Genomic DNA, 22,803 nt, shown 5'->3' with positions numbered 1-22,803 from the left:
CACGTCGTGCGTGGGGCAGTTCGGGAAACTCAGCTGGCGGAAGCCGCCAAGGTCTGCGTATGTTCGTGATGGCCCTTCCCGGTCAGCCGATAACGCAGCTGCAGAGAGCTGCCGGGCTTGGGCTGGAACGGCAGCTTCAGGTCGGCGTCGGGATACAAGCTTTGCGACACCTCGTGGTCGGCGCAGACGCCTGCCTGCGTGCACTCGGTCACCCCGGTAATGCCCACACGGAGGCTGCCGGTGTTATGCAACGTGTCGTCCTGCAGCTGCAGATCCACTACACCGTCGGCCGGCACGACATTCACCAGCGCGCCCCACACCAGGTTGACGCCCACGTTCGCGCGCGACCCATCGTCTGCGTCTTGCATGGGTGATTCATCAGGGCCCCACACGCCTTCGAAATAGATGCGGTACGCCGCTTCCTTTTCGACCGGCTGCAGTGGAATGACGCGGATCAGCCGGTTGCCGCCGCCAGACAGCGCAAACTTGCCCGGGGTGATGGCGATGGCGGCTTCATCCGGCTCAACCTCCACCTCCGCCTCGGCCTTCCCCGCAGGATCCGCAATGCGGCGCAGGGTGGCCTGCACGAACTGCGGCTGGGTGGACTGCGAGTACACGCGGATCTGCGCGCCCTGCTTGGCATCCACCGCCGCGCGCATGGGATAGATGCCAAGGTTGGCGTGGGCAGGCGTTGCCAGCAGCAGGCTCAACGGCAACAGGAGCAGCATGGGTTTGTTCATCGTGTCCTCCGTGGGATCAGGGGCGGGCGGTAGGCGCGCGCAGCTGCACCTGCAGCTCGCCGTTGTAGAAACCGGGGCGTTTGCTGGCGACAGGAACCAGCGGTGTTTCCAGCGTCAGTGGCGTGGGCACGCAGTACACGGACTCACCTGTGCCGGGCAGTACGATCATTCGGATCTCGCCGCTTTCGATGCCGTACAGCAGTTGCTCCACACCGTTCTTCATCGTTCTTCGGCTGCCGCCGTAGTTCAGGCCGACGTTGAAATCCAGGCGCTGGCTTTCATCGCTGCCGCCGTCCTGGTGCCACGCCGAGAAGTCGTCGCCCCCCGGTGGCCGGCCGCTGCTATCACGTACAGTCACTCCCAGGTACTCGCTCTGCGAGCCCAAGCCGTCGTACAGGCACATGTCCAGCTGCGTACGCCCCCCCACCGTCTGGCGGATCGGGTCGTAGCGCAGATTCAGATTGATGTGGGGCGATGAACTCTCGAAGGCAGGGAAGTAGATCGAGATCGCGTCGTAGTCGGTGATGGTGAAATCGAAATTGAAGACGGCGGTGGCGACCGGTCCTGCGGCAGGGTCGGCTTTGATGTTCAGGCGCATCGAGGCCTTCCAGTGGCCTGCGACGAGCCGTGAGATCTCGCGTTGAGGCAGGATCAGCTCGACGCCGGTTCCAATCGGCTGATCTGCGCCGCTGCCCACACCACACAGAAACCAGTACGCAGAGTACAAAGGCCGCGGATTTTCATCCCAGAAGTCAAGTGCGCAGATGCGACCTGACATGATTCTCTGCAGACTTCCGATCGCGCGAGCTTCTGCAATCAGTCCCGTCCGTTGCTCCACAAGACGCAATACAACCTCAGATGTCCCTGTAATCAGAGGAAGTGCACCTTCCGTCGGACACCGCCCGAACTCAGCGTCAAAGGCAGACTCACAAACCACATGGATCTGCCCGTACTTGAACGCCACATCGTGACTGAATCCCAGCACCGTCCTCGGCCCCCACAACTCCACATCACCCGGCACTGCCGAGCGATCCCAGGTCATCACGATGTCCCTGCTCTGATCCGCTGGATGCGTCTCCGGCGGCCACTGCGCCCACGCCCTCGGCGCCATCACCAGCAGCACACACACCAGCATCAACACCCACATCCAACGCCGGTTCATGGCGTACCTCCTGCAGCAGCGGTTCGAGGGGTCGCGGCAATCAACGCGCGTTCCTGCAGCAGGCGGGTCACCCGGGCCTGCTGGCGGATGTCTGCCGGCAGCTGGGCCACGGCCAGCGGTTCGCAAAACACGGCACCGACCAGCAGCACCACCTGGCGGCGCTCGCGCACCTGCAGCGGGCACTGCAGCAAGCGGTCGCCCTGCAGCAGGTACAGCGTTGTCTCGCGACGGGGAAAATCGGCGACGAAGCCGCCGTTGGCACTGGTGCCGGGCACTGGCGCGTTGAGGATGCGGGCGCCGCCCAGCGGCGCACCGGCAATGTCGCGGGCACTGCCGATGAAGGTGTAGGTCACCTCGATCGGCACCGGCATCCGCACCAGCCGGCCGGGCGACAGGAACAGGGGGCGTGCACCGGTGGCACCGGTCACGCGGATCGCGGCGTTGCTGTCCAGCGTGCTTGCGTCCTGTACCTCGGCGCGATGCGACTGGTAGGCCGACAGCGGCAGCAGACGGCGCTCGCCCAGCTGCAGGCGCTGGGTGCGCAGGCCACCGACCTGCAGTTCGGCAGCAACGCCACGCAGGTCGATATCGTCTACGTTGTCTACCTGCACGGCCAGCCCGGCATCGGCGCCGCTGTTGCCGGCCCAGTAGAAGCCGCGCCGTCCCAGTGCAAAGCCGGAGCTGTGCGTGCCGCTGTAGGCCAGCTCGCTGCGGCCGTGCTGCTGGTAACGGGCCACGGTGGCGCCGGTGTGGCCAATGGCATTCTGCAGCTGTCCGCTCAGCGAGGCGCTGTAGCGCTGGCTGTTGTTGCCGCGCAGTTCACCGGACAGTTCGCGGTACTGTGCGTCAGCTTCCCTGCGCAGGGTCTGGCCGACGCTGTAGTTGATGTCCGGGCGCTGGTGCTGCGGCTGGCGCACATCCACGCCGTAGCGGCGCTGCGCCGAGCCGCCCGCGCCACGCTGCTGGCGGGTCAGGCTGAGATTGAAATAGATGCCGCGGTCACGCTGCTGGCCCAGACCTAGCGGGTCGCTGTTGTGCTGCAGCCAGACGCCTACGCGCGACGAGACACTGAAGTCCTGCCAGCGCTGGGTGCGGCTGTAGCTGGCCTGCCAGGTGCGGCTGAGCTGTGGCTCGCGGCGCGGCTGTGGCAACAGCGGGGGCAACAGCGGGTCCAGACCCGACAACGGATCCTCGCCCAGGCCGGGCACCACGCCGGTACGCCAGGTCTGGCGACGGGTGTAGCCCACGTAGGCGCTGCCACCGGCCAGCGGCAGCGCGATCGAGGCGCTGAGCGAATCGGTACAACCCAGCCGGTCACGCGCGTCGGCTTCAAACTGGCACGCTTTGCCGCGCATGCGCTGCTGGTAGACACTCCACGAGGCTTTGCGGCGGTACGACAGCTGATGCTGCTGGCCATGGCTGCCGTCGCTGCCGCGCATGCCGGCCATCGAGACGCGCAGCTCCTGGGTGGCAAAAAGTCGACGCAGGTCAACCCGCAGTTCGCCATAGCTGTAACCACCCAGATCTGCGGCACCGGCGGTGACCGCCAGATCGCGCCCGAGTGGCACGCGCATGCCGGCCATGGCCACGCGCTCATTGTCGAAACGGTCGCTGCGGCGCTCGCTACGGCGGCCGCCCTGCACGAACCACTGCCATTGGCTGTTGGTCCAGTCGCCGCCCTTGTCGAACGGCGCGTCCTCGGTGCGCACCATCACGCCGTCTTCGTAGATGCGCAGGCTGACGGTGTAGCTGCCGAAGGGAAAGCTGCGGGTGTCGAGCTGATTGATGCCGGCCTGCAGGTAATAGGTCTGCAGCAGCCGCTGGCCGTCGAACGCATCCACCCGCGCGTCGCGCGCCAGCAGCACCGTCAACGGCGTGGACTGCACGGCGGCATCAGCGTCCACATAGGCCTGGGTAGTGCCCAGGCGCGCACCTTGGAAGCGATCCAGCGGCAGCATGCCGAAACCGAAGGTGCCGCCCTGCGGGCTGGACAGGTTGCGACGGTCCATGCGGCCAGCCTGCAGGTAGTGCTCGGCCCCCAGGTCATGGCGGTAATAGACATTGTCGAACTGCAGCTCACTGCGGGTGCCGGAACGCCCATAGCGCTGGTGGCTGAAGTTCCATTCCGCTGCGGCATGGCCGCGCTGGAACAGGCCCAGCACGCCAGTGCCCCGCGCGGCCAATGACTGGTAGTCACGGCCACCACTGACGTTCAACGTCTGCTGGTGCAGGAACGCGTTCTCGGCACCGGTGTTGACGCGATGAAAGCGCTCGGCGGCCGGCTCGCCCGGGAGCCATTGGCGGGCGACGAACAGGCGCACCGCGCCCTCGCCTTCGTCATACAGCGCGCGCACGGCTGAGGGTTCGTCAGGCGCTTCCAGATAGCCGCAGCCTGCGCTGGCGCCACCGTAGCGACAGGCCAGATGGCTGTTGCGTGGCAGCGGCTGCGACAGGGCGGGCAGCAGTGCCTCCTGTGCCTCGGCGGACAGATCCAGCGCCTGCAGCACACGCGCAGCATCTTCCAGCTGCACGTGCTCCAGGGTGACGCGCACCGGCGACAGCCCGGCCGAGCGACCAAACAGGCGGATGTCCAATTGTTCGATCTGGCCTTCCACCAGATCTTCGAAGCCGGGCGGCACGCCACGTGCCGCGACCAGCGGCGTGGCCAGCGACAAGGCGAGCGCGACCGCCAGCCGGGTGAGGGCGGGGGCAGGAGCTTTCATGGGGGATTTCCGGAAGCGGCCGGCCCGCTACCCGGGCCGGCGCGGGGATTACGGGCTGGCGGCCTTCTGGACCATGATCACGCTGACCAGACCTTCGTAGTCACCAGCAACCGAGATCGGCGTGGCGGTGGTCTGGGCGATCCGGAACGGCATGGTGATGGATGCACCCGGAGTGGCGCCATCGAACAGATCAGCAGCAGCGAAGTCCTGCGAAGCGATCGTCAGCGCCTTGTTGTTCAGCGACACCGAAAGCGGCACAGATGCGGCACCGGCAGCGGTGCTGACCAGGGTCGGGGCGTGGCCGAGGCGCACGGCGACATCGGCGGCTTCATCGTTGGAGAAGATGCGCACCTGGCGGCTCCACGGCACCAGGCCCGTCAGCGGGTTGTGCACCAGCTTGATCGAATCCGGCAGCGGGCTGCCGTCGTGCTGCAGGAAGGCCAGGGTCGGGTCGACGTTGGCATAGACGGTGATCTGGGTTTCCACGGCGTGCGCGGACAGCGAAGCAGTGGCCAGCGCTGCAGCGAGCGCGGCCTTCTTGAGAATGGCGTGCATGGGTGTCTCTCTCGGACAGGGGGAATATGAAAGCCCCCCTCCCCTAAGGAGAAAGGGAGAGAGGCGCCGCCCGCAGAGGTGGTTGCGGGCGACGGAGAGAATGTTAGAAATGCGCTGCCATGCAGGCCATTCAAGCATTCCTAAAACGCGGGAGGTTAAGAAGAATTCTTGAAGGCGCTCAATGTTTGAGGGTTATGCAAACTCCCTCACTGCTTGAATGCAATAAACCTCATTGCCTTGGATTTGTAGAGTCGACTGTTAGTCGACTGCTCTTCCGACACTGCAAGAAACACACGCGCTGCGCGCGTGAGCCGAGTACGGCTCGACTCTACAACGGGTCATCCACGCATGGCGTGAATCTGCTGGATGGCATCAGGCCGCCTTTCGGCGGCCTGATGACGCATCGTGTTGGCGCACGATCAGAAGAAGATCGCGTACAGGATCAGCAGCGGAATCGGTACGCCCAACAACCAGAGCAGAATCATTTTCATTGCAGGTCTCCTTGCGTGGAAGGCGGGTTACAGGTCGCGTCGGCGACCGCCCCAGGTGGCGCTGAGGCTGGCGAAGAACGCACCGATCAGCAGGGTGATGAACAGCCACAACGCGGCATAGGCGGTCGCCTTTCGGGCATCGTCGGCGGCCTGCTTGGCGGTATTCCTGGCCTTTTCCAGCGCCGCACGCATGCGCGTCTGCACATCGGTCACGCGCGCCTGCGCTTCGGCCGGGCTCATGCCGGTTTCGCGCGCGATCAGCTGCGCCAGGTACTGGGTGTCGTCCGGGTCCAGGCCGTCTCCCTGCAGGCTGTTGACGATGATGCGGTTCACTTCGGCACGCACTTCGCGGCGGTCGCCCATCGGACCATTACCCGGCATCGGGCGCGGCGGCGGCCCCACGCGCGCATCGCGCGGGCCGACGCTTGCGGCGGGCGGCGGTGGGGCGGCATTCGGATCCATCGGTGCACCCGGCGGCGGCGCTGCAGGATCAGTCGGCCCTGCGCTGGTCGTGCTGCGGAACAGTGAATCCACCCAGTAGTTGAGGTCGCCTTCCGGGGCCGCCGCAGCAGTGCTGCCCGCGCCCGCTGCGGCAACACTGGCGGTGGAAGCGGCAGCACCTGCGGTGGCGCCTGCGACCTTGGCGCCTGCGCCGAGCACGCCACCGATGGCGGAGGTCAGCAGGCCCGCGGTCAGCAGGGTGGCTACAGCCCACGACACGAAGCCGTGCGCCGTATCGCGGAAGTAGGTTTCATCGCCGTGGATCTGCGTCCACTTGGTGCGCAGGCGGCCGGCCAGGTAGCCGCCCAGGCCGGAAGCGGCCAGTGCGGTAAAGGTGAGCCAGATGATGCTGGACCAACCGAAGGTCTCTTTGCTGACGCCTTCGAACGACCATGGCGACACCGACGACAGGCCGAGGCCAACACCGAGGATCAGCAGGATGAGGGAGAGTGCAGCGGCAGCGGTGGCGCCAGCGAAGATCGCGCCCCAGGAAACGGCGCTTTCGCTGGGAGGGGCGACGATCGGGGCGGTGACGACGGCGGCGACGTCAGGGCCGAGCGGTCCGCGCTCGGGTGGGTCGAATCGGGTACTCATCGGGATGGACGCTCCATTTCAGGTGCTGCGGATGCAGCTGGCGTCCTGAGGCTGCGCGAGCGCTTGTGAAGCTGGCGAGACCCTTGAATCACGCGGTCTTGGCGCGATGAAGCGCGTGCCAACCAAGGTTGGCACCTACCAGAAGCGGGAACGCGGTAGATCCACGCCACGCGTGGATGGGAGAGCGTGCCAACCAAGGTTGGCACCTACCGAAGGCGGTTGCGGTGGTAGATCCACGCCGTTCGTGGATGATTTTTCGCGGGCGCCGAAATCGTGCGGACCAACGGTCCGCACCTACCAGGTCCGCTCCAAAAAAAACGCCCCGCGGATGCGGGGCGTTCTTCTCACAACTCACGCCGGGCGATCAGCCCTGGTAGTCGCGCACGTCGCTGCCGGTGTAGACCTGGCGCGGACGGCCGATCTTCATTTCCGGGTCGACCTGCTGTTCCAGCCAATGCGACACCCAGCCGGAGGTACGGCCCAGGGCGAACATGACGGTGAACATTTCGGTCGGGATCTGCAGCGCCTTGTAGATGATGCCGCTGTAGAAATCGACGTTCGGGTACAGCTTGCGGGCGACGAAGTACTCGTCCTGCAGGGCGGCCTGTTCCAGCTTCACGGCCACGTCCAGCAGCGGATCCTGCACGCCCAGCTGCTTGAGCACCTTGCTGGTCATCTCGCCGATGACCTTGGCGCGCGGGTCGAAGTTCTTGTAGACGCGGTGGCCGAAGCCCATCAGGCGGAAGCCGGAGGTCTTGTCCTTGGCCTTGACCACGGCGGACTCGACGTTGTCGGCGCTGCCGATTTCTTCCAGCATCTTCAGCACGGCTTCGTTGGCACCACCGTGGGCCGGACCCCACAGCGCGGTGACACCCGCAGCGACCGACGCGTACGGGTTGGCACCGGTCGAACCGACCAGGCGCACCGTCGAGGTCGAGGCGTTCTGCTCGTGGTCGGCGTGCAGGATGAACAGCAGGTCCAGCGCCTTCACCACGTCCGGGTTCAGGTCGTACTGGCCGTCAGCCGACTCGAAGGTCTGCTTCAGGAAGCGGCTGACGTAGTCCAGCGAGGTGTCCGGCTTGTTGGCCGGCAGGCCCTTGCCATGGCGGTAGATCAGCGCCGACAGGGTCGGCACCTTGGCGATCAGGCGCACGGCAGCCTGGCGGCGCTGTTCGGCGTCGGACAGGTCCAGCGAGTCGTGGTAGATGGCCGACAGCTGCGCGATTGCAGCGGCCAGGATGGCCATCGGATGGGCATCCTTGGCGAAGCTGCCGATCAGGGTGTTGATCGACTCATCGACGTTGGCTTCGGCGGTCAGCTCATCGGTGAAGGCCTTCAGCTGCTCGGCGCTCGGGCGCTCGCCGTTGATCAGCAGGTAGGCCACTTCGACGTAGCTCGACTTTTCCGACAGCTGTTCGATCGGGTAGCCGCGGTACAGCAGCACGCCCTTGTCGCCGTCGATGTAGGTGATGGCGGACTTGCAGCTGGCCGTCGCGGTGAAGCCGGAATCGTAGGTGAAGAACCCCGTTTCCTTGGTCAGCTTCGCGATGTCGACGCAGTCGTTGCCAAGGGTGGGTTTGATGACGGGCAGAACGACCGACTTGTCGCCGGCGTTGAGCGTGACCTGATCAAGATCGGACACTGTGTGCGCTCCTTCATGGGAAGGCGCCTGCCCAAGCGCATTGGTCAGGCACGTGAATGACGTCCTCGGCCTGTGCCGGGGATCAGGTCATTATCGCACAGCAGCATTTGCCCGGCGCTAGACAGAAGTCGTATACGACAGGCAGCCAGACACCGGCCGTTGAGCGGCCCGGATCGGCAAAAGCGTTGTCACACGAACGCAGTGTTCCGTCCATCCAAACGCCCGTTGGGTTGGCGTTGGGGAAAAACAAACGGCCGCGCAGAGCGCGGCCGTTGGTTCGAAGCTGGATCGACAGATCAGCGCGCGTAGCGCTTCTGGAACTTGTCGATACGGCCCGAGGTGTCGATGACCTTGTGCTTGCCCGTGTAGAACGGGTGCGAAGCCGAGGAAATTTCAACCTTGACCAGCGGGTATTCGTTGCCGTCTTCCCACTGGATGGTTTCCTTCGTCGCCATGGTCGAGCGGGTCAGGATCTTGAAATCGGAGGTGACGTCATGGAAGACGACGTCGCGGTAGTTCGGATGGATATCGGCCTTCATGGGCTCACACCGTAAATGGGCTGGTGGTCAAGAGCGGCATTATAAGCACCGGTTGCCGCCCGGGGCAACCGGTGCCGGTCAATCGACGTCAGTCCGCACCCAGGGCCTGGCGCACCAGGGCCTCGAAACGCTGCTGGTCGTAGGCCATCAGCAGATCGCAGTTGTCCGGCTGGCCGGTCTGGCGGTTCCAATCGACGATGGTGGCGCCGCGGCTGAACGTGCCGTTCAGCTCCACGTTCAGCGGGCGCGACTCGACCCGCAGCTGCCCTTCGGGGTTCAGCGCCCAGGCCATGGCCACCGCATCGGCGGTGTACCAGCGCCCGCCCTTGCTGTCTTCGGACAGGCCACGGGTCTTGCGCGAGATCAGTTCGTAGAAGCGGGCGCGATCGGAATCGGCCTGCAGCCACTTCTCGGCGTCCTGCAGCGGCAGGCCATGGGCGACGGTGGCCTCCCAGTCCGACACCAGCAGGTGCTTGAACGAGGTGAACACCACGTGCGCCGCTTCCGGGTCGAACGCAATGTTGAATTCGGCTGCCGGGGTGATGTTGCCGTGGCAGGTGACCGCGCCGCCCATCACCACGATGCGCTTGATGCGCTCGGGCAGGGTCGGGTCCAGCTTCAGTGCCAGGGCAAGGTTGGTCAGCGGGCCCAGCATCACCAGCATCAGTTCGCCGGCGTGCTCGTGCGAGAGGCGCAGGATGGCCAGTGCGGCGTGTTCGGCTTCAGCCTGGCGGCTCGGCGGCGGCAGGTCCACGTCGCCGTAGCCGTCACGGCCATGCACGTGGGCAGCGTCAACGGAGGGATGCAGCAGCGGATCCGGGCTGCCGGCAAACACCGGTACGTCGGTGCGGCCGACGATGTCGCAGAGCTTGAGGGCGTTGCGGACGGTGTACTGCAGGCCGACATTGCCGGCGGCGATGGTCAGGGCGACCACGTCATGCCGTTCGTCGGCAAAGGCCATCAGCAGGGCCAAGGCGTCGTCCACACCGGGGTCGGTGTCGATCAACAGGGGGATCTTGTGGGTCATCGTTGCCGTCTTCAGATCGGCAACGAAGTGTGGACCGGGATGATGACCGTTGCAAGTACGGGGGTTGGGGGGGCCGGCAGGGCTGCGCCCTGCACCCGCCGAATCAACGGCAAACGCCAGAGCAACGGCAGAAGCTGGTTTCCTGGGGGATGGCGGGGTGGGTCCGGTTGCGGGGGACGCTGCAAGTACGTCCATGTAAGCTCGGTCGCCGCATCCATGCGGCTCACGCCCCCCCCCCAACCGGACCCACCCCGCCTTCGACAGTTTTTCGCGGCTGTTGGTGGGTGTCGACCTTGGTCGACACATCCATGCAATGCGTGGATGAACATGGAAATGATCGAAAGCGCTGTCTGTAGAGTCGAGCCTTGCCCGACTCACGCGCGCAGCGCGAACGGCAGCCGGGCACGGCTCTACAGCATATCCACGCCATGCGTGGATGAGCATCCCGGGGATGGGTTCAGAGCCCTTTGCTGTGCAAAGGGGTCTGACCCCGCCACTTACGCCGAGGCGTAACGCACGGCGGTGCCGATCCAGCGCTGCACCACACGATCGGCCAGCGTGGGTTGCTGGTCCAGCAGGCGCTCGGCCAGGTCGTGCACGCCGGGCAGCAGGCCGGCGTCGCGGGCCAGGTCGGCGATGCGGAAACCGGCCAGGCCGGTCTGCCGGGTACCCAGCAATTCACCGGGACCACGCAGTTCCAGATCCTTCTCGGCGATGACGAAACCATCGTTGGTTTCGCGCATGGTCTGCAGGCGCTCGCGTGCCATCTGCGAGAGCGGTGCCTGGTACAGCAGCACGCAGCGCGATACCGCAGAACCACGGCCGACGCGGCCGCGCAGCTGGTGCAGCTGGGCCAGGCCCAGGCGCTCGGCGTTCTCGATCACCATCAGCGAGGCGTTCGGCACATCCACGCCCACTTCAATTACCGTGGTCGCCACCAGCAGGTCGATGTCGCCGGCCTTGAACGCCACCATCGTCGCCAGCTTTTCGGCGGCTTTCAGACGGCCATGCACCAGCCCCACGCGCACGCCCGGCAACAGCGCCTGCAGCGATTCGTAGGTGGCCTGCGCCGGGGTGGCATCCAGTTCTTCGCTTTCCTCGATGAGGGTGCACACCCAGTACACCTGCCGCCCTTCCTGGCAGGCCAGTGCGATGCGCTCGATCAGCTCGGGACGACGATCGTTGTTGAGCGCGACGGTCTGCACCGGAGTGCGGCCCGGCGGCAGTTCGTCGATGGCCGACACATCCAGGTCCGCGTATTCGGACATCGCCAGCGTGCGCGGAATCGGCGTGGCGGTCATCACCAGCTGGTGTGGCACGCTGTTGCCGCCCGCGCCCTTGTCGCGCAGCGCCAAGCGCTGGTGCACGCCGAAGCGGTGCTGCTCGTCGACGATGGCGAGCGCCAGATCCTGGAACACCACCGCCTCCTGCATCAGCGCGTGGGTACCGACCACCACCTGCGCTTCGCCGCTGGCGACCTGCTCCATCACCTTGGCGCGCGCCTTGCCGGTGACTTTGCCGGCCAGCCAGGCGATGCGCACACCGAGCGGCTCCAGCCAACCGCGCAGGTTGTTGAGATGTTGTTCGGCCAGCAGCTCGGTGGGCGCAGCCAATGCAACCTGCTTGCCCTGCTCCACCGCCAGCATCGCCGCCAGCGCGGCGACCACGGTCTTGCCGGAGCCCACATCGCCCTGCACCAGCCGCAGCATCGGGCTGGGCCGCGCGAGGTCTTCGCGGATCTGCTTGAACACGCGCGCCTGCGCGCCGGTGAGCGCGAACGGCAGCTGCTTCAGCAGCGCCTTGGCCAGCTTGCCAGGACCGGCCAGCGGCGGCGCACGGTGTGCCTGCAAGGCAATGCGCTGGCGACGCAGGCTGAGGTGATGGGCCAGCAGTTCTTCCATCGCCAGGCGGCGCTGCGCCGGGTGGGTGCCGGCGGCCAGCGCGGCCAGATCGGCATCTGGTGGCGGCCGGTGCACGGTCAGCAGCGCGCTGCGCAGTGACGGCAGCCCGAGGCCATCGAGCCAGCCGCTGGGCAGCAGTTCCAGCGCGCTTTCCTCGGGCAGGCGGTCCAGCGCCTGGCCGATCAGCTTGCGCATGGTCATCGGACCGACGCCTTCGACGGTGGGATACACCGGGTCGAGGCGGTCGCCGAGTTCGGGATCGTCGTTGCGGCCCAGCACCTGGTAGCTGGGGTGGACGATTTCCAGGCCGAGCTGGCCCGGTTTGGGCGTGCCGAAGCAGCGCAGCCGGTTGCCGACCGCGAACTGGCCGACCTGCTGCTGGCGGAAGTGGAAGAAGCGCAGCACCAAAGTGCCCCGCCCTTCGTCTTCCACCGCCACTTTCAGCATCGGCCGGTAGCGCATGCCGCGCTCGACCGCGACCACCCGCCCTTCCACCTGCGCCGGTACGCCGTTGCGCAGGTCTTCGATGCGGGTCAGCCGGGTCCGGTCTTCATAGCGCAGCGGCAGATGAAGCCAGAGATCCTGCAGGGTGGCCAGGCCACGCGCCTGCAGTTTGGCGGCCACGGCCGGACCGACGCCCGCGAGCATCGCCAGGGATGCTTCGCCGGACGGTGACAGGACCGGGGTGACCGCCGCCTTGCGTGCCACGTGGCGGTCAGTCGATGACCATCACCGCGTCGACCTCGAAGTTGGCGCCCTTCGGCAGGCCGGACACTTCGATGGTGGAACGGGCCGGGTACGGGGCCTGGAAGTAGTCCTGCATGACCGCGTTGACCTTGGCGAACTCGCCCAGGTCGGTCAGGTACAGGCCCAGACGCACGACCTTGTCCAGCGAGCCGCCAGCGGCTTCGGCCACAGCCTTGAGGTTGTCGAAGGCGCGGCGGGCCTGTGCTTCGACGTCACCCGCGCCGACGATGTCGCCGGTGGCCGGGTCGAGCGGGATCTGGCCGGAGAAGTACACGGTGTTGCCGGCGCGCACGGCCTGCGAGTACGGGCCGATGGCGGCGGGGGCCTTTTCGGTGTTGATGATCTGGCGGGACATGGGTCGCTCCGGTGCTTGGGGGAAAACAGAGCGATGATTGTACCGGCTGGGGGTGCATCCACGCATGGCGTGGATCTACCGCACCGCTCCGGTAGTGCCGGCCGCTGGCCGGCAACTTCGCGGTGCTTCCGATGTTCATGAGGTTGCCGGCCAGCGGCCGGCACTACCGGGTCCGCGCAGGACCTACTGGCGGCGTACCGACTGCACGACCGACAGGCGGCGCAGGCGGCGCATCACTTCGGCCAGGTGGTTGCGGTCGCGTACCTGGATGTTGAACGCCAGCACGGCGGCGTTGAAGTCGCGGTCCAGGTAGTCCACGCGCTCGATGTTGGAATGGCTCTGGGCGATGGCGGCGGCCAGCTGCGCCAGCACGCCGGTGCCGTTCTCTACTTCCACCACCAGCGAAGTGTCGTAGTCGCCGGAGACGGTGGTGTCCCAGCCGATCGGCACCCAGCGCTCGGGCGACTTGCGCAGCTCGGCCAGGTTCGGGCAGTCCATGCGGTGCACCACGATGCCCTTGCCGGCGGTGTGGTAGCCCATGATCTCGTCGCCGGGAATCGGCTGGCAGCAGCCGGCGAAGGTGACCACGCCGCGCTCGCTGCCGTTGATCAGGATCTTTTCCTGCGAATGGTGGCGCGAATGCGGGCCGCCACGCAGTTCGGCGTAGGCCATCAGCGCCTGCGCGGCCTGGGTCGGCATCCAGTTGCCCAGCGCGACCTCGGCCAGCAGCGCCTCCAGGCGCGGGAAACGATGCTCGGCCAGGAACGCATCCAGGCGCCCCTTCGGCAGCCGTTCCAGCGACGAATCCATCGCCTCCAGCGCACGGTCGAGCATGCGGTGGCCGAGCTGCACGGCATCTTCGTGCTCCAGCTGCTTGAGCTGGTGGCGGATGGCAGTGCGCGCCTTGCTGGTGACCACGAATTCCAGCCACTGCGGTTTCGGCGTGGCCGAGCGTGCGGTGATGATCTCCACCGACTGCCCCGACACCAGCTTGGTGCGCAGTGGCACCAGTTTCTTGTCAACGCGCGAGGCCACCGCCATGTTGCCGACATCGGTATGCACGGCGTAGGCGAAATCGAGCGCGGTGGAATTGCGCGGCAGGGCCAGGATCTTGCCCTTCGGCGTGAACAGGTAGACCTCGTCCGGGAACAGGTCGACCTTGACGTTGTCGAGGAACTCCAGCGAGGAGCCGGCAGCGCGCTGCGAGTCGATCAGCTCGACGATCCAGGCGTGGGCACGGCTCTGCGCGCTGTTGGGCGAATCGCCACCAAACTTGTAGGTCCAGTGCGCGGCCACGCCGCGCTCGGCGATCAGGTCCATTTCCTCGGTACGGATCTGCACTTCGATCGGCGAGCCGTACGGCCCGAACAGCACGGTGTGCAGCGACTGGTAGCCGTTGGCCTTGGGAATGGCGATGAAATCGCGGAAGCGGCCATCCAGCGGTTTGAAGGTGGCATGCACCGAACCCAGCGCGTGGTAACAGCTGGGCACGCTGCGCACGACCAGGCGGAAGCCGAACACGTCCATCACCTGGTCGAAGGATTTGTTCTCGTCGCGCATCTTGTTGTAGATGCTCCACGGGGTCTTGATGCGGCTGATCAGCCGATGCTCGATCCCCTCCTTGGCCAGGCGCTGCGACAGCTGCACTTCCACCTGCGCCATCGCCTCGCGGCGCACCACCGGCTGGCTGCGGATGTGTTTTTCAATGATGGCGTGGCGCCACGGGTAGAGCGCCTTGAAGCCGAGGTTCTGCAGCTCGCTCTTGACCAGGCTCATGCCCAGGCGCTGGGCGATGGGTGCGTAGATCTCCAGCGTCTCGCGGGCGATGCGGCCGCGCGCTTCACGGCTCTGCGCGCCCAGCGTGCGCATGTTGTGCAGGCGGTCGGCCAGCTTGATCATGATCACGCGCAGGTCGCGCGACATCGCCAGCAGCATCTTGCGGAAGCTCTCGGCGGCCGCTTCCTGGCGGTCGCGGAACTTCAGCTTGTCCAGCTTGGTGACGCCGTCGACCAGTTCGGCCACGGCTTCGCCGAACTCGGCAGCCAGCGCCTCGCGGGTGAGCGGGGTGTCTTCGATGGTGTCGTGCAGGATCGCGGCGATCAGCGCTTCCACGTCCAGGCCGAGCTCGGCCAGCACCTGGGCCACGGCCACCGGATGGGTGATATAGGGCTCGCCCGACTTGCGCGTCTGCCCAGCGTGCGCGGAGGCACCGACTTCCCAGGCACGGCGCAGCAGCGGCAGCTGTTCCGGCGGCAGGTAATGGGCGGCGCGTTCAAGCTGGAGGACGTAGTCGGGTACGGCGGCAGCGGGGGCTGCGGCGACCTTGGCAGTGGGGCCTGGGTTCATGCCCGAAGCCTATTCCAGCGCGACGTTTACGGCAAATCCTGAATGCGAAACAGCCCGCACGGGGCGGGCTGTTCGGCGATCCAGCAATAACGTTGATCGATGCGATCAATCGTCGTTCTTGGACATGTCTTCGTCGGCGACCACTTCGGCGGCAGCCCACTCCAGCGCTTCGCGCTCGGCGCGCTCACGCTCGGCCTTCTCGACTTCGTCGATCAGCGCGTTGTCGATCTTGCGGGCGGCGATTTCGCGCAGCGCCAGCACGGTCGGCTTGTCCTCGGTCTCGCTGTTGTCCAGCGTGGCCTGCACGCCGTTGGCGAGCTGGCGGGCACGCTTGGAAGCCATCATGACCAGTTCGAAACGGTTGTTAACGACTTCCAGGCAATCTTCTACGGTGATGCGGGCCATACGGGCTCCCGGCGACCGGTCGGCCGCTCAGTCGAATGAGGGAAAGGGGACGGAGTGTACTGGCAGGGGCTGGACAAAATCAAGCCAACCCCCACCCGATTCTTTTGGAATCAGTCAGTTGCACCCGGATCGGGGGTCAGCAGGGCCTGGATCAGGCCGGCATGGCGGACCTTCTGGGCCTCCCGGCGCAGGCGGCTGGCGGTGAAGATGGCGCACAGCTCGTCCACGGCGGTGTCGAACACCTCATTGACGATGACGTAGTCGAACTCGTTGAAGTGCAGCATTTCATCGCGTGCCGCGCCCAGGCGCTGGGCGATGACCGCCTCGCTGTCCTGGCCGCGCTTGCGCATGCGGTCCTGCAGGGCCTGCTTGGACGGCGGCAGGATGAACACGGTGACCGTGCCCGGCACCAGCTGGCGCACCTGCTGCGCGCCCTGCCAGTCGATTTCCAGCAGCACGTCCTGGCCGGCGGCCAGCTGCGGCTCCACCGACTGCCGGGCGGTGCCCTTCCAGTCGCCGTGCACCCAGGCATGCTCGAAGAAGTCGCCGGCGGCGATCATTTCCTCGAACCTCTCCGCAGAGACGAAATGGTAGTGCTGGCCGTTCACTTCACCCGGGCGCATCGCGCGCGAGGTGAAGGAGATCGACAGGGCGATCTGCGGGTCACGCGCCAGGGTGGCATTGACGATGCTGCTCTTGCCGGCACCGGACGGGGCGGCAACGATGTACAGCGTGCCGCGCGCAACGGCGTCCGACGGCTTCGACGCGGCGCTCATGCGGGGGATCCAACGGGTTGATTTCGCAAAATTTTTCCTCGGTGTTCCAGATCCGGCGCGGAGGATCGCGCCAGGACGGCGGGGGCTGCGCGGAACATCCTGGAACCAGGCCCGGCAGACGCTTCCCCGGGGGGCGGGCACGCAACTTTACCAGAGCAAGCCTTTCCGGGCCCGTCCGGCAGGCGCCGGGCCTTGTGCCACATGGGCGTACGGGGGCCTGTGCTATAACCGGGCCGTACCCAACGACAGCCCGGAGGCCTGCGCCTCCCCGCCATCCCAGGAGAACGGCATGCCATCGATGAGCCGCCGCCAGTTCCTGAAAGTGACCGGGACAACCCTGGTCGGCTCCAGCCTGGCATTGATGGGCTTCGCGCCCGGCATCGCGCTCGCGGAGGTCAGGCAGTACAAGCTGACCCGCGCGACCGAGACCCGCAACACCTGTACCTACTGTTCGGTGGCCTGCGGCATCCTGATGTACAGCCTCGGCGATGGTGCCAAGAACGCCGAGCCGAGCATCTTCCATATCGAAGGCGACCCGGACCATCCGGTGAACCGCGGCACGCTGTGCCCGAAGGGCGCCGGCCTGGCCGACATCATCCACAGCAAGTCGCGCCTGCTCTACCCCGAGTACCGCGCGCCGGGCTCGAACGAGTGGAAGCGGCTGAGCTGGGACGATGCGCTGGACCGCATCGCGCGGCTGATGAAGGAAGACCGCGATGCCAACTTCGTGCAGAAGAACGAGGCCGGGCAGACGGTCAACCGCTGGCTGACCACCGGCATGCTGGCGGCCTCGGCCACCAGCAATGAAACCGCGGTGCTGACCCACAAGGTCGTGCGCTCCCTTGGCATGTTGGCATTCGACAACCAGGCACGTGTCTGACACGGCCCGACGGTGGCAGGTCTTGCCCCGACGCTAGGCCGTGGTGCGATGACGAATCACTGGGTCGACATCAAGAATGCCGACCTGATCCTGATCATGGGTGGCAATGCCGCCGAGGCGCACCCGTGCGGGTTCAAATGGGTGACCGAGGCCAAGGCACACAACAAGGCACGCCTGATCGTGGTCGATCCGCGCTTCAACCGCTCGGCCGCGGTGGCCGACGTGTACGCGCCGATCCGCACCGGTACCGACATCGTGTTCCTGGGGGGCCTGATCAACTACCTGTTGACCGAGGACCGCATCCAGCACGAGTACGTGCTGAACTACACCGACATGTCGTTCCTGGTGAAGGACGAGTTCGCCTTCAAGGACGGCCTGTACTCGGGCTACAACGCAGAAAAGCGCAGCTACGACCGCTCCAGCTGGGACTACGCCTACGGTGACGACGGCTTCGTGCGCAGCGACCCGACGCTGAAGGACCCGCGCTGCGTCTACAACCTGCTCAAGCAGCACTATGCGCGCTACACGGTAGAGATGGTCGAACGCATCTGCGGCACGCCGGCCGACAGCATCCGCCAGATCTGGGACATGATCGCGTCCACCGCCGGCAAGGACAAGGCGATGACCATCCTGTACGCGCTGGGCTGGACGCAGCACTCGATCGGCGCGCAGAACGTGCGTGCCGGCACCATGGTGCAGCTGCTGCTGGGCAACATCGGCGTGGCCGGTGGTGGCATGAACGCCTTGCGCGGGCACTCCAACATCCAGGGCCTGACCGACATCGGCCTGATGTCCGACCTGCTGCCCGGCTACCTGACCCTGCCGAAACAGGACGAGCAGGACTACGAGGCCTACATCGCCAAGCGCACGCAGAAGCCGCTGCGCGCCAACCAGATGTCGTTCTGGCAGAACTACCCGAAGTTCCACGTCAGCCTGATGAAATCGTGGTGGGGCGACGCCGCCACCGCCGACAACAACTGGTGTTTCGATTACCTGCCCAAGCTCGACAAGCCGTACGACATGCTGCAGGCGTACGAGCTGATGAACGAAGGCAAGATCCACGGCTACATCTGTCAGGGCTTCAATCCGCTGGCCTCGGCGCCGAACAAAGGCAAGCTGATCAGCGCGTTCTCCAAGCTGAAGTTCATGGTCAGCATGGACCCGCTGGAAACCGAGACCATCGCCTTCTGGCAGAACCACGGTGCGTTGAACGACGTCGACCCGAGCACGATCCAGACCGAAGTATTCCGCCTGCCGACCACCTCCTTCGCCGAGGAGAACGGCGCGGTGGTGAATTCCTCGCGCTGGCTGCAGTGGCACTGGAAGGGTGCCAACCCACCGGGAGAAGCACGCAGCGACATCGAGATCATGTCCGAGCTGTTCCATCGCATCAAAGCGATGTACGAGAAGGACGGCGGGGCGTGGTGGGAGCCGGTGCGCGACCTGGCCTGGAACTACGCCAACCCTGAGGTACCCACGCCCGAAGAACTGGCGATGGAATACAACGGCAAGGCGCTGACCGACGTGTTCGATCCGAAGGACCCAACCAAGCTGGTGCGCAAGGCCGGCGAGCAGTTGGCCGCATTCGGCGACCTGCGCGACGACGGCAGCACCGCCTCCGGCTGCTGGATCTACATCGGTGCCTGGGGCCCGACCGGCAACATGATGGCGCGGCGTGACAACAGCGACCCCACCGGCATCGGCAACACGCTGGGCTGGGCCTGGGCGTGGCCGGCCAATCGTCGCGTGATGTACAACCGCGCCTCGTGCGACGTCGCCGGAAAGCCATTTGATCCGCGGCGCACGCTGCTGGCGTGGAACGGGAAAAACTGGGGCAGCGTGGACGTGCCCGACTTCAAGGCCGACGAAGATCCCGCCGGCGGAATGGGCCCGTTCATCATGAACCCGGAGGGCATCGCGCGCTTCTTCGCCAAGGCCGGCATGGCCGAAGGCCCGTTCCCTGAGCACTACGAACCGTTCGATACACCGCTGCGCAGCAACCCGCTCAGCCCCGGCCAGGCACTGACCCTGAACAACCCGGCCGCCCGCGTATTCGCCAGCGATCGCGCACAGATCGGTTCGCCGGACGAGTTCCCGCATGTGGCCACCACCTACCGCCTGACCGAGCATTTCCACTTCTGGACCAAGCACGGCAAGTTGAACGCCATCATCCAGCCCGAGCAGTTCGTCGAGATCGGCGCGGCGTTGGCCGACGAGCTGGGCATCAACAACGGCAGCCGCGTGCGGGTCAGTTCCAAGCGCGGCCACATCGAAGCGGTCGCCATGGTGACCAAGCGCATCAAGGCCCTGCAGATCGATGGCCGGACCGTGCACCAGGTGGGCGTGCCGATCCACTGGGGTTTCCTCGGTGCGGCCAAGCCTGGATACATCGCCAATACGCTGACCAACGCCATCGGTGACGGCAACTCGCAGACGCCCGAATCGAAGTGCATCCTGGTCAAGGTCGAGAAGGTGTAGGAGACACGCCATGTCACTGCAATCCCTGGACATCATCCGCCGCTCGGCCACCACCACGCCCTCGCCGGAGGCGCGTGGTGCGCACACCGGCCAGGTCGCCAAGCTGATCGATGTGAGCAAGTGCATCGGCTGCAAGGCCTGCCAGGTCGCCTGCATGGAGTGGAATGACCTGCGCGACGAAGTGGGCAGCTGCGTTGGCAGCTACGACAACCCGCCCGACCTGAGCGACCAGTCGTGGACGGTGATGAAGTTCCGCGAGTACGAGGACGAGAAGGGCAAGCTGGAGTGGCTGATCCGCAAGGAAGGCTGCATGCACTGCAGCGATCCGGGCTGCCTGAAGGCCTGTCCGTCGCCCGGTGCCATCATCCAGTACGCCAATGGCATCGTCGACTTCCAGGAAGAGAACTGCATCGGCTGCGGCTACTGCGTGACAGGTTGTCCGTTCGACGTGCCGCGCATCTCCAAGAAGGACCACAAGGCCTACAAGTGCACGCTGTGTTCGGACCGGGTGGCGGTGGGCCAGGAACCGGCCTGCGTGAAGACCTGCCCGACCGGCGCGATTACCTTCGGCAGCAAGCAGGCGATGACCGAGCATGCGGCCGGACGCGTGGAAGACCTGAAATCGCGCGGCTACGAGAACGCCGGCCTGTACGACCCGCAGGGCGTCGGCGGCACCCACGTGATGTACGTGCTGCAGCACGTGGACAAGCCGGAGCTGTATGCCGACCTGCCCAAGGATCCGCGCATCAGCCCGATGGTGGAGGTGTGGAAGGGCGTGGCCAAGCCGCTGGGCGTGCTGGCGATTGCCGCCACGGCCTTCGCCGGCTTCCTGCATTACATCGGCATCGGCCGCAATACGGTCAATGACGAGGAAGAAGAGGAAGCCGAACACGAGGCGAAAAAGATCGAAGAGGAGCCGCGGTCATGAAGTACGCCCCGCACCCGCGCCAGATCATCCGCTACCGCGCGCCGACCCGCATCAATCACTGGATCGTGGCGATCTGCTTCGTGCTGACGGCGCTGTCCGGGCTGGCGCTGTTCCACCCTGCCCTGTTCCCGTTGACCCAGCTGTTCGGTGGCGGCCCCTGGACGCGCATCCTGCATCCGTTCATCGGGCTGGCCATGGTGGTGGGCTTTGCGCTGCTGGCGTTCCGCATGTGGCGCGACAATCTGCCGACCGCCGACGATGGCAAGTGGATGCGCGGCATGCGCGATGTGCTGCGCAACGAGGATGAGAAGCTGCCGCCGGTGGGTCGCTTCAATGCCGGCCAGAAACTGCTGTTCTGGGCCATCATCGGTTGCCTGTCGGCGCTGCTGCTGACCGGCTTCGTGATCTGGCGGCAGTACTTCAGCCACTTCTTCCCGATCGGGGTGATCCGCTTCTCGGTGCTGGCCCATGCGCTGTTCGGCTGGGTGCTAGTGTGCGCGATCGTGGTGCACATCTATGCGGCGATCTGGATCAAGGGCTCGGTGCGGGCGATGACCCAGGGCAAGGTGACCTATGGGTGGGCGTACAAGCACCACCGGCAGTGGTTCAGGGACATCCTGCGCGGACGTCGGGAAGAGGGTTAGCGGCAGGGCCTGCGGCCCTGCACCCGCAGAGGCAACGTCAACGTCAAAAGCTGGCTTCCTCAGGGGTGGCCGGGTGGGTCCGGTTGCGGGGGACGCCGTAAACCCGTCCTTGGGGGCTTGGCCGCGGCATCCATGCCGCGGACACCCCCGCAACCGGACCCACCCCGCCTTCGACAGTTTCCCGCTGCTGTCGGAATGGCATGAGCTGCTCTTGGTGGGTGTCGACCTTGGTCGACACAATGAACATGGCAACGACCGAAACCGAATTTTGTAGAGTCGAGCCATGATCGACTGCTTTGCTCGACTGCGCTGCCTGGAACACGCTGGACGCCAGCGCCGACAACGGCGAGGATGGAGCCTGGTTCTTCTGGCCGGCCCTGCATGGCGCAACGCATCCTTGAACCCGGTGAGATCGAGACGCTCGCATCGCGCGATGTCCCGCGCATCATCCTGCCCGATGTCACGTCCCTGTTTGCTGAGCGCGCGACGCGCCTGCGCAGACTGGCCGCGCACAGTGCCATCGGCGGTTACCTGCAGCTGCTGGCGGCGTTGGCCGATGCACAGCAGGCGCTGCTGGATGAACTGACACCGCAGCAGCGCGAGGCGCTGCAGTCGCAGGCGCGTGCGCAGCAGTCGAGAGCGGCGGCCGGTGCCGGCATGCCGTTGCGGCCGGCCAACACGCTTCAGCTGGATGGATGCTGGCGCGACTGGCTGCGCACGCTGTGCCAGCACTGTGCCGACGAAGCCGGGCTGCCGGTGGAAACCCGGCAGGAGCTGCAACGCGTCGCCGCGGCCGACGACGCCTGGCTGGATGCGCAGGCGCACGCGGTGCTGGAGCGCGATGACGCGCCGTCGGTGGATGCGGTCGCTGCGCTGCTGGTGATGAACGCACTGCAGGTTTACTGGGCGGTGCTCGCAGCCAGCTTCCGCCCTACCGACCTGAAGCCGCTGGCTGATGCGCCAGGGCTGTGCCCGCTGTGCGGCACGTTGCCGGTGACCAGCGTGGTGCAGGCGCGGCCACCCTATGCGTCCTACCGTTACCTGTCGTGCTCGCTGTGCGCCTGCCAGTGGCACTACGTGCGCGTGCAGTGCAGCCAGTGTGGTGCCGCCGGCAAGGACATCGCCTATCGCGCCCTGGCCGATGTGGACGGCGACAGCGGCGAGGCGGTGCGCGAGAGCGCGGTGCGTGCCGAGACCTGCGACCACTGCCACAGCTACCGCAAGATCCTGTATCTGGAAAAGGACCCGTCACTTGAGCCGGTGGCCGATGACCTCGGCACGCTGGCGCTGGATCTGCTGCTGGCCGAGGAAGGCTATGCGCGTGCCAGCCAGAATCCTCTGCTGTGGCAATCCGACGGCGATTGAGGCG

The 22,803-nt window shown here is 66.0% G+C and carries 17 protein-coding genes; 4 read left to right on the top strand and 13 right to left on the bottom strand.

Going from position 1 to position 22,803, the window contains the following annotated elements:
• Window positions 1-29: 29 nt before the first annotated feature.
• The 13 genes from JLDANKMP_RS17240 to gmk all read right to left on the bottom strand — a co-directional run bounded on the left by JLDANKMP_RS17240 (window position 30) and on the right by gmk (window position 16,504).
• Window positions 30-740 carry a pilus assembly protein gene (locus JLDANKMP_RS17240; protein ID WP_212561722.1) on the bottom strand — a complete coding sequence of 237 codons (711 nt, stop codon included), beginning with the start codon at window positions 738-740 and terminating at the stop codon, window positions 30-32.
• 16 nt (window positions 741-756) lie between these two features.
• A complete protein-coding gene (locus JLDANKMP_RS17235; protein WP_212561721.1) occupies window positions 757-1,902 on the bottom strand; it encodes a CfaE/CblD family pilus tip adhesin in 1,146 nt (381 codons plus the stop codon).
• Window positions 1,899-4,625, bottom strand: coding sequence for a TcfC E-set like domain-containing protein (locus JLDANKMP_RS17230; protein WP_212561720.1), 2,727 nt, complete (start codon window positions 4,623-4,625; stop codon window positions 1,899-1,901). The genes JLDANKMP_RS17235 and JLDANKMP_RS17230 overlap by 4 nt, the downstream gene beginning before the upstream one ends.
• Window positions 4,626-4,673: 48 nt before the next feature.
• Window positions 4,674-5,180, bottom strand: a complete 507-nt coding sequence (locus tag JLDANKMP_RS17225) for a CS1 type fimbrial major subunit (RefSeq protein WP_212561719.1) — start codon at window positions 5,178-5,180, stop codon at window positions 4,674-4,676.
• Between the two features lie 518 nt (window positions 5,181-5,698).
• Entirely contained in the window at window positions 5,699-6,766 is a 1,068-nt protein-coding gene (locus JLDANKMP_RS17220) for a hypothetical protein (protein ID WP_212561718.1), read from the bottom strand.
• Window positions 6,767-7,130: 364 nt separating this feature from the next.
• Entirely contained in the window at window positions 7,131-8,408 is a 1,278-nt protein-coding gene (locus JLDANKMP_RS17215; RefSeq protein ID WP_005410870.1) for a citrate synthase, read from the bottom strand.
• Between the two features lie 296 nt (window positions 8,409-8,704).
• A complete protein-coding gene (locus tag JLDANKMP_RS17210; RefSeq protein ID WP_005410871.1) occupies window positions 8,705-8,947 on the bottom strand; it encodes a type B 50S ribosomal protein L31 in 243 nt (80 codons plus the stop codon).
• An 88-nt stretch (window positions 8,948-9,035) separates the two neighbouring features.
• On the bottom strand, window positions 9,036-9,974 hold the full coding sequence (locus JLDANKMP_RS17205) for a nucleoside hydrolase (protein ID WP_005410872.1): 939 nt from the start codon (window positions 9,972-9,974) through the stop codon (window positions 9,036-9,038).
• A gap of 497 nt (window positions 9,975-10,471) precedes the next feature.
• Window positions 10,472-12,583: an ATP-dependent DNA helicase RecG gene (gene recG / locus JLDANKMP_RS17200; RefSeq protein ID WP_212561717.1), complete on the bottom strand. Its 2,112-nt coding sequence runs from the start codon at window positions 12,581-12,583 to the stop codon at window positions 10,472-10,474.
• Window positions 12,584-12,590: 7 nt separating this feature from the next.
• The gene (locus tag JLDANKMP_RS17195; RefSeq protein ID WP_005410875.1) at window positions 12,591-12,977 is read right to left on the bottom strand and encodes a RidA family protein; all 387 of its coding nucleotides are present in this window, start codon (window positions 12,975-12,977) and stop codon (window positions 12,591-12,593) included.
• A gap of 183 nt (window positions 12,978-13,160) precedes the next feature.
• On the bottom strand, window positions 13,161-15,323 hold the full coding sequence (locus JLDANKMP_RS17190) for a bifunctional (p)ppGpp synthetase/guanosine-3',5'-bis(diphosphate) 3'-pyrophosphohydrolase (protein ID WP_005410876.1): 2,163 nt from the start codon (window positions 15,321-15,323) through the stop codon (window positions 13,161-13,163).
• 105 nt (window positions 15,324-15,428) lie between these two features.
• Window positions 15,429-15,728: a DNA-directed RNA polymerase subunit omega gene (gene rpoZ / locus JLDANKMP_RS17185; protein WP_005410877.1), complete on the bottom strand. Its 300-nt coding sequence runs from the start codon at window positions 15,726-15,728 to the stop codon at window positions 15,429-15,431.
• A 110-nt stretch (window positions 15,729-15,838) separates the two neighbouring features.
• Window positions 15,839-16,504 carry a guanylate kinase gene (gene gmk, locus JLDANKMP_RS17180; RefSeq protein ID WP_005414359.1) on the bottom strand — a complete coding sequence of 222 codons (666 nt, stop codon included), beginning with the start codon at window positions 16,502-16,504 and terminating at the stop codon, window positions 15,839-15,841.
• 289 nt (window positions 16,505-16,793) lie between these two features.
• Between gmk and fdnG the strand changes: the two genes are divergently transcribed.
• From fdnG to fdhE, 4 genes are all read left to right on the top strand, one after another.
• Window positions 16,794-19,862 carry a formate dehydrogenase-N subunit alpha gene (gene fdnG, locus JLDANKMP_RS17175; protein ID WP_143568324.1) on the top strand — a complete coding sequence of 1,023 codons (3,069 nt, stop codon included), beginning with the start codon at window positions 16,794-16,796 and terminating at the stop codon, window positions 19,860-19,862.
• Window positions 19,863-19,872: 10 nt separating this feature from the next.
• On the top strand, window positions 19,873-20,790 hold the full coding sequence (gene fdxH, locus JLDANKMP_RS17170) for a formate dehydrogenase subunit beta (RefSeq protein ID WP_212561716.1): 918 nt from the start codon (window positions 19,873-19,875) through the stop codon (window positions 20,788-20,790).
• Window positions 20,787-21,434, top strand: coding sequence for a formate dehydrogenase subunit gamma (locus JLDANKMP_RS17165; protein ID WP_032127833.1), 648 nt, complete (start codon window positions 20,787-20,789; stop codon window positions 21,432-21,434). Before fdxH ends, JLDANKMP_RS17165 begins: the two co-directional genes overlap by 4 nt.
• A 381-nt stretch (window positions 21,435-21,815) precedes the next feature.
• A complete protein-coding gene (gene fdhE / locus JLDANKMP_RS17160) occupies window positions 21,816-22,799 on the top strand; it encodes a formate dehydrogenase accessory protein FdhE (RefSeq protein ID WP_212561715.1) in 984 nt (327 codons plus the stop codon).
• Window positions 22,800-22,803: the final 4 nt, after the last annotated feature.

Origin of the sequence: Stenotrophomonas sp. PE591 (assembly GCF_018320795.1) — a bacterium.
In the GTDB taxonomy this organism is placed as follows: domain Bacteria; phylum Pseudomonadota; class Gammaproteobacteria; order Xanthomonadales; family Xanthomonadaceae; genus Stenotrophomonas; species Stenotrophomonas maltophilia.
The sequence above is the reverse complement of the archived record's forward strand: the minus strand, read 5'-3'. Positions and strand labels throughout refer to the sequence as shown.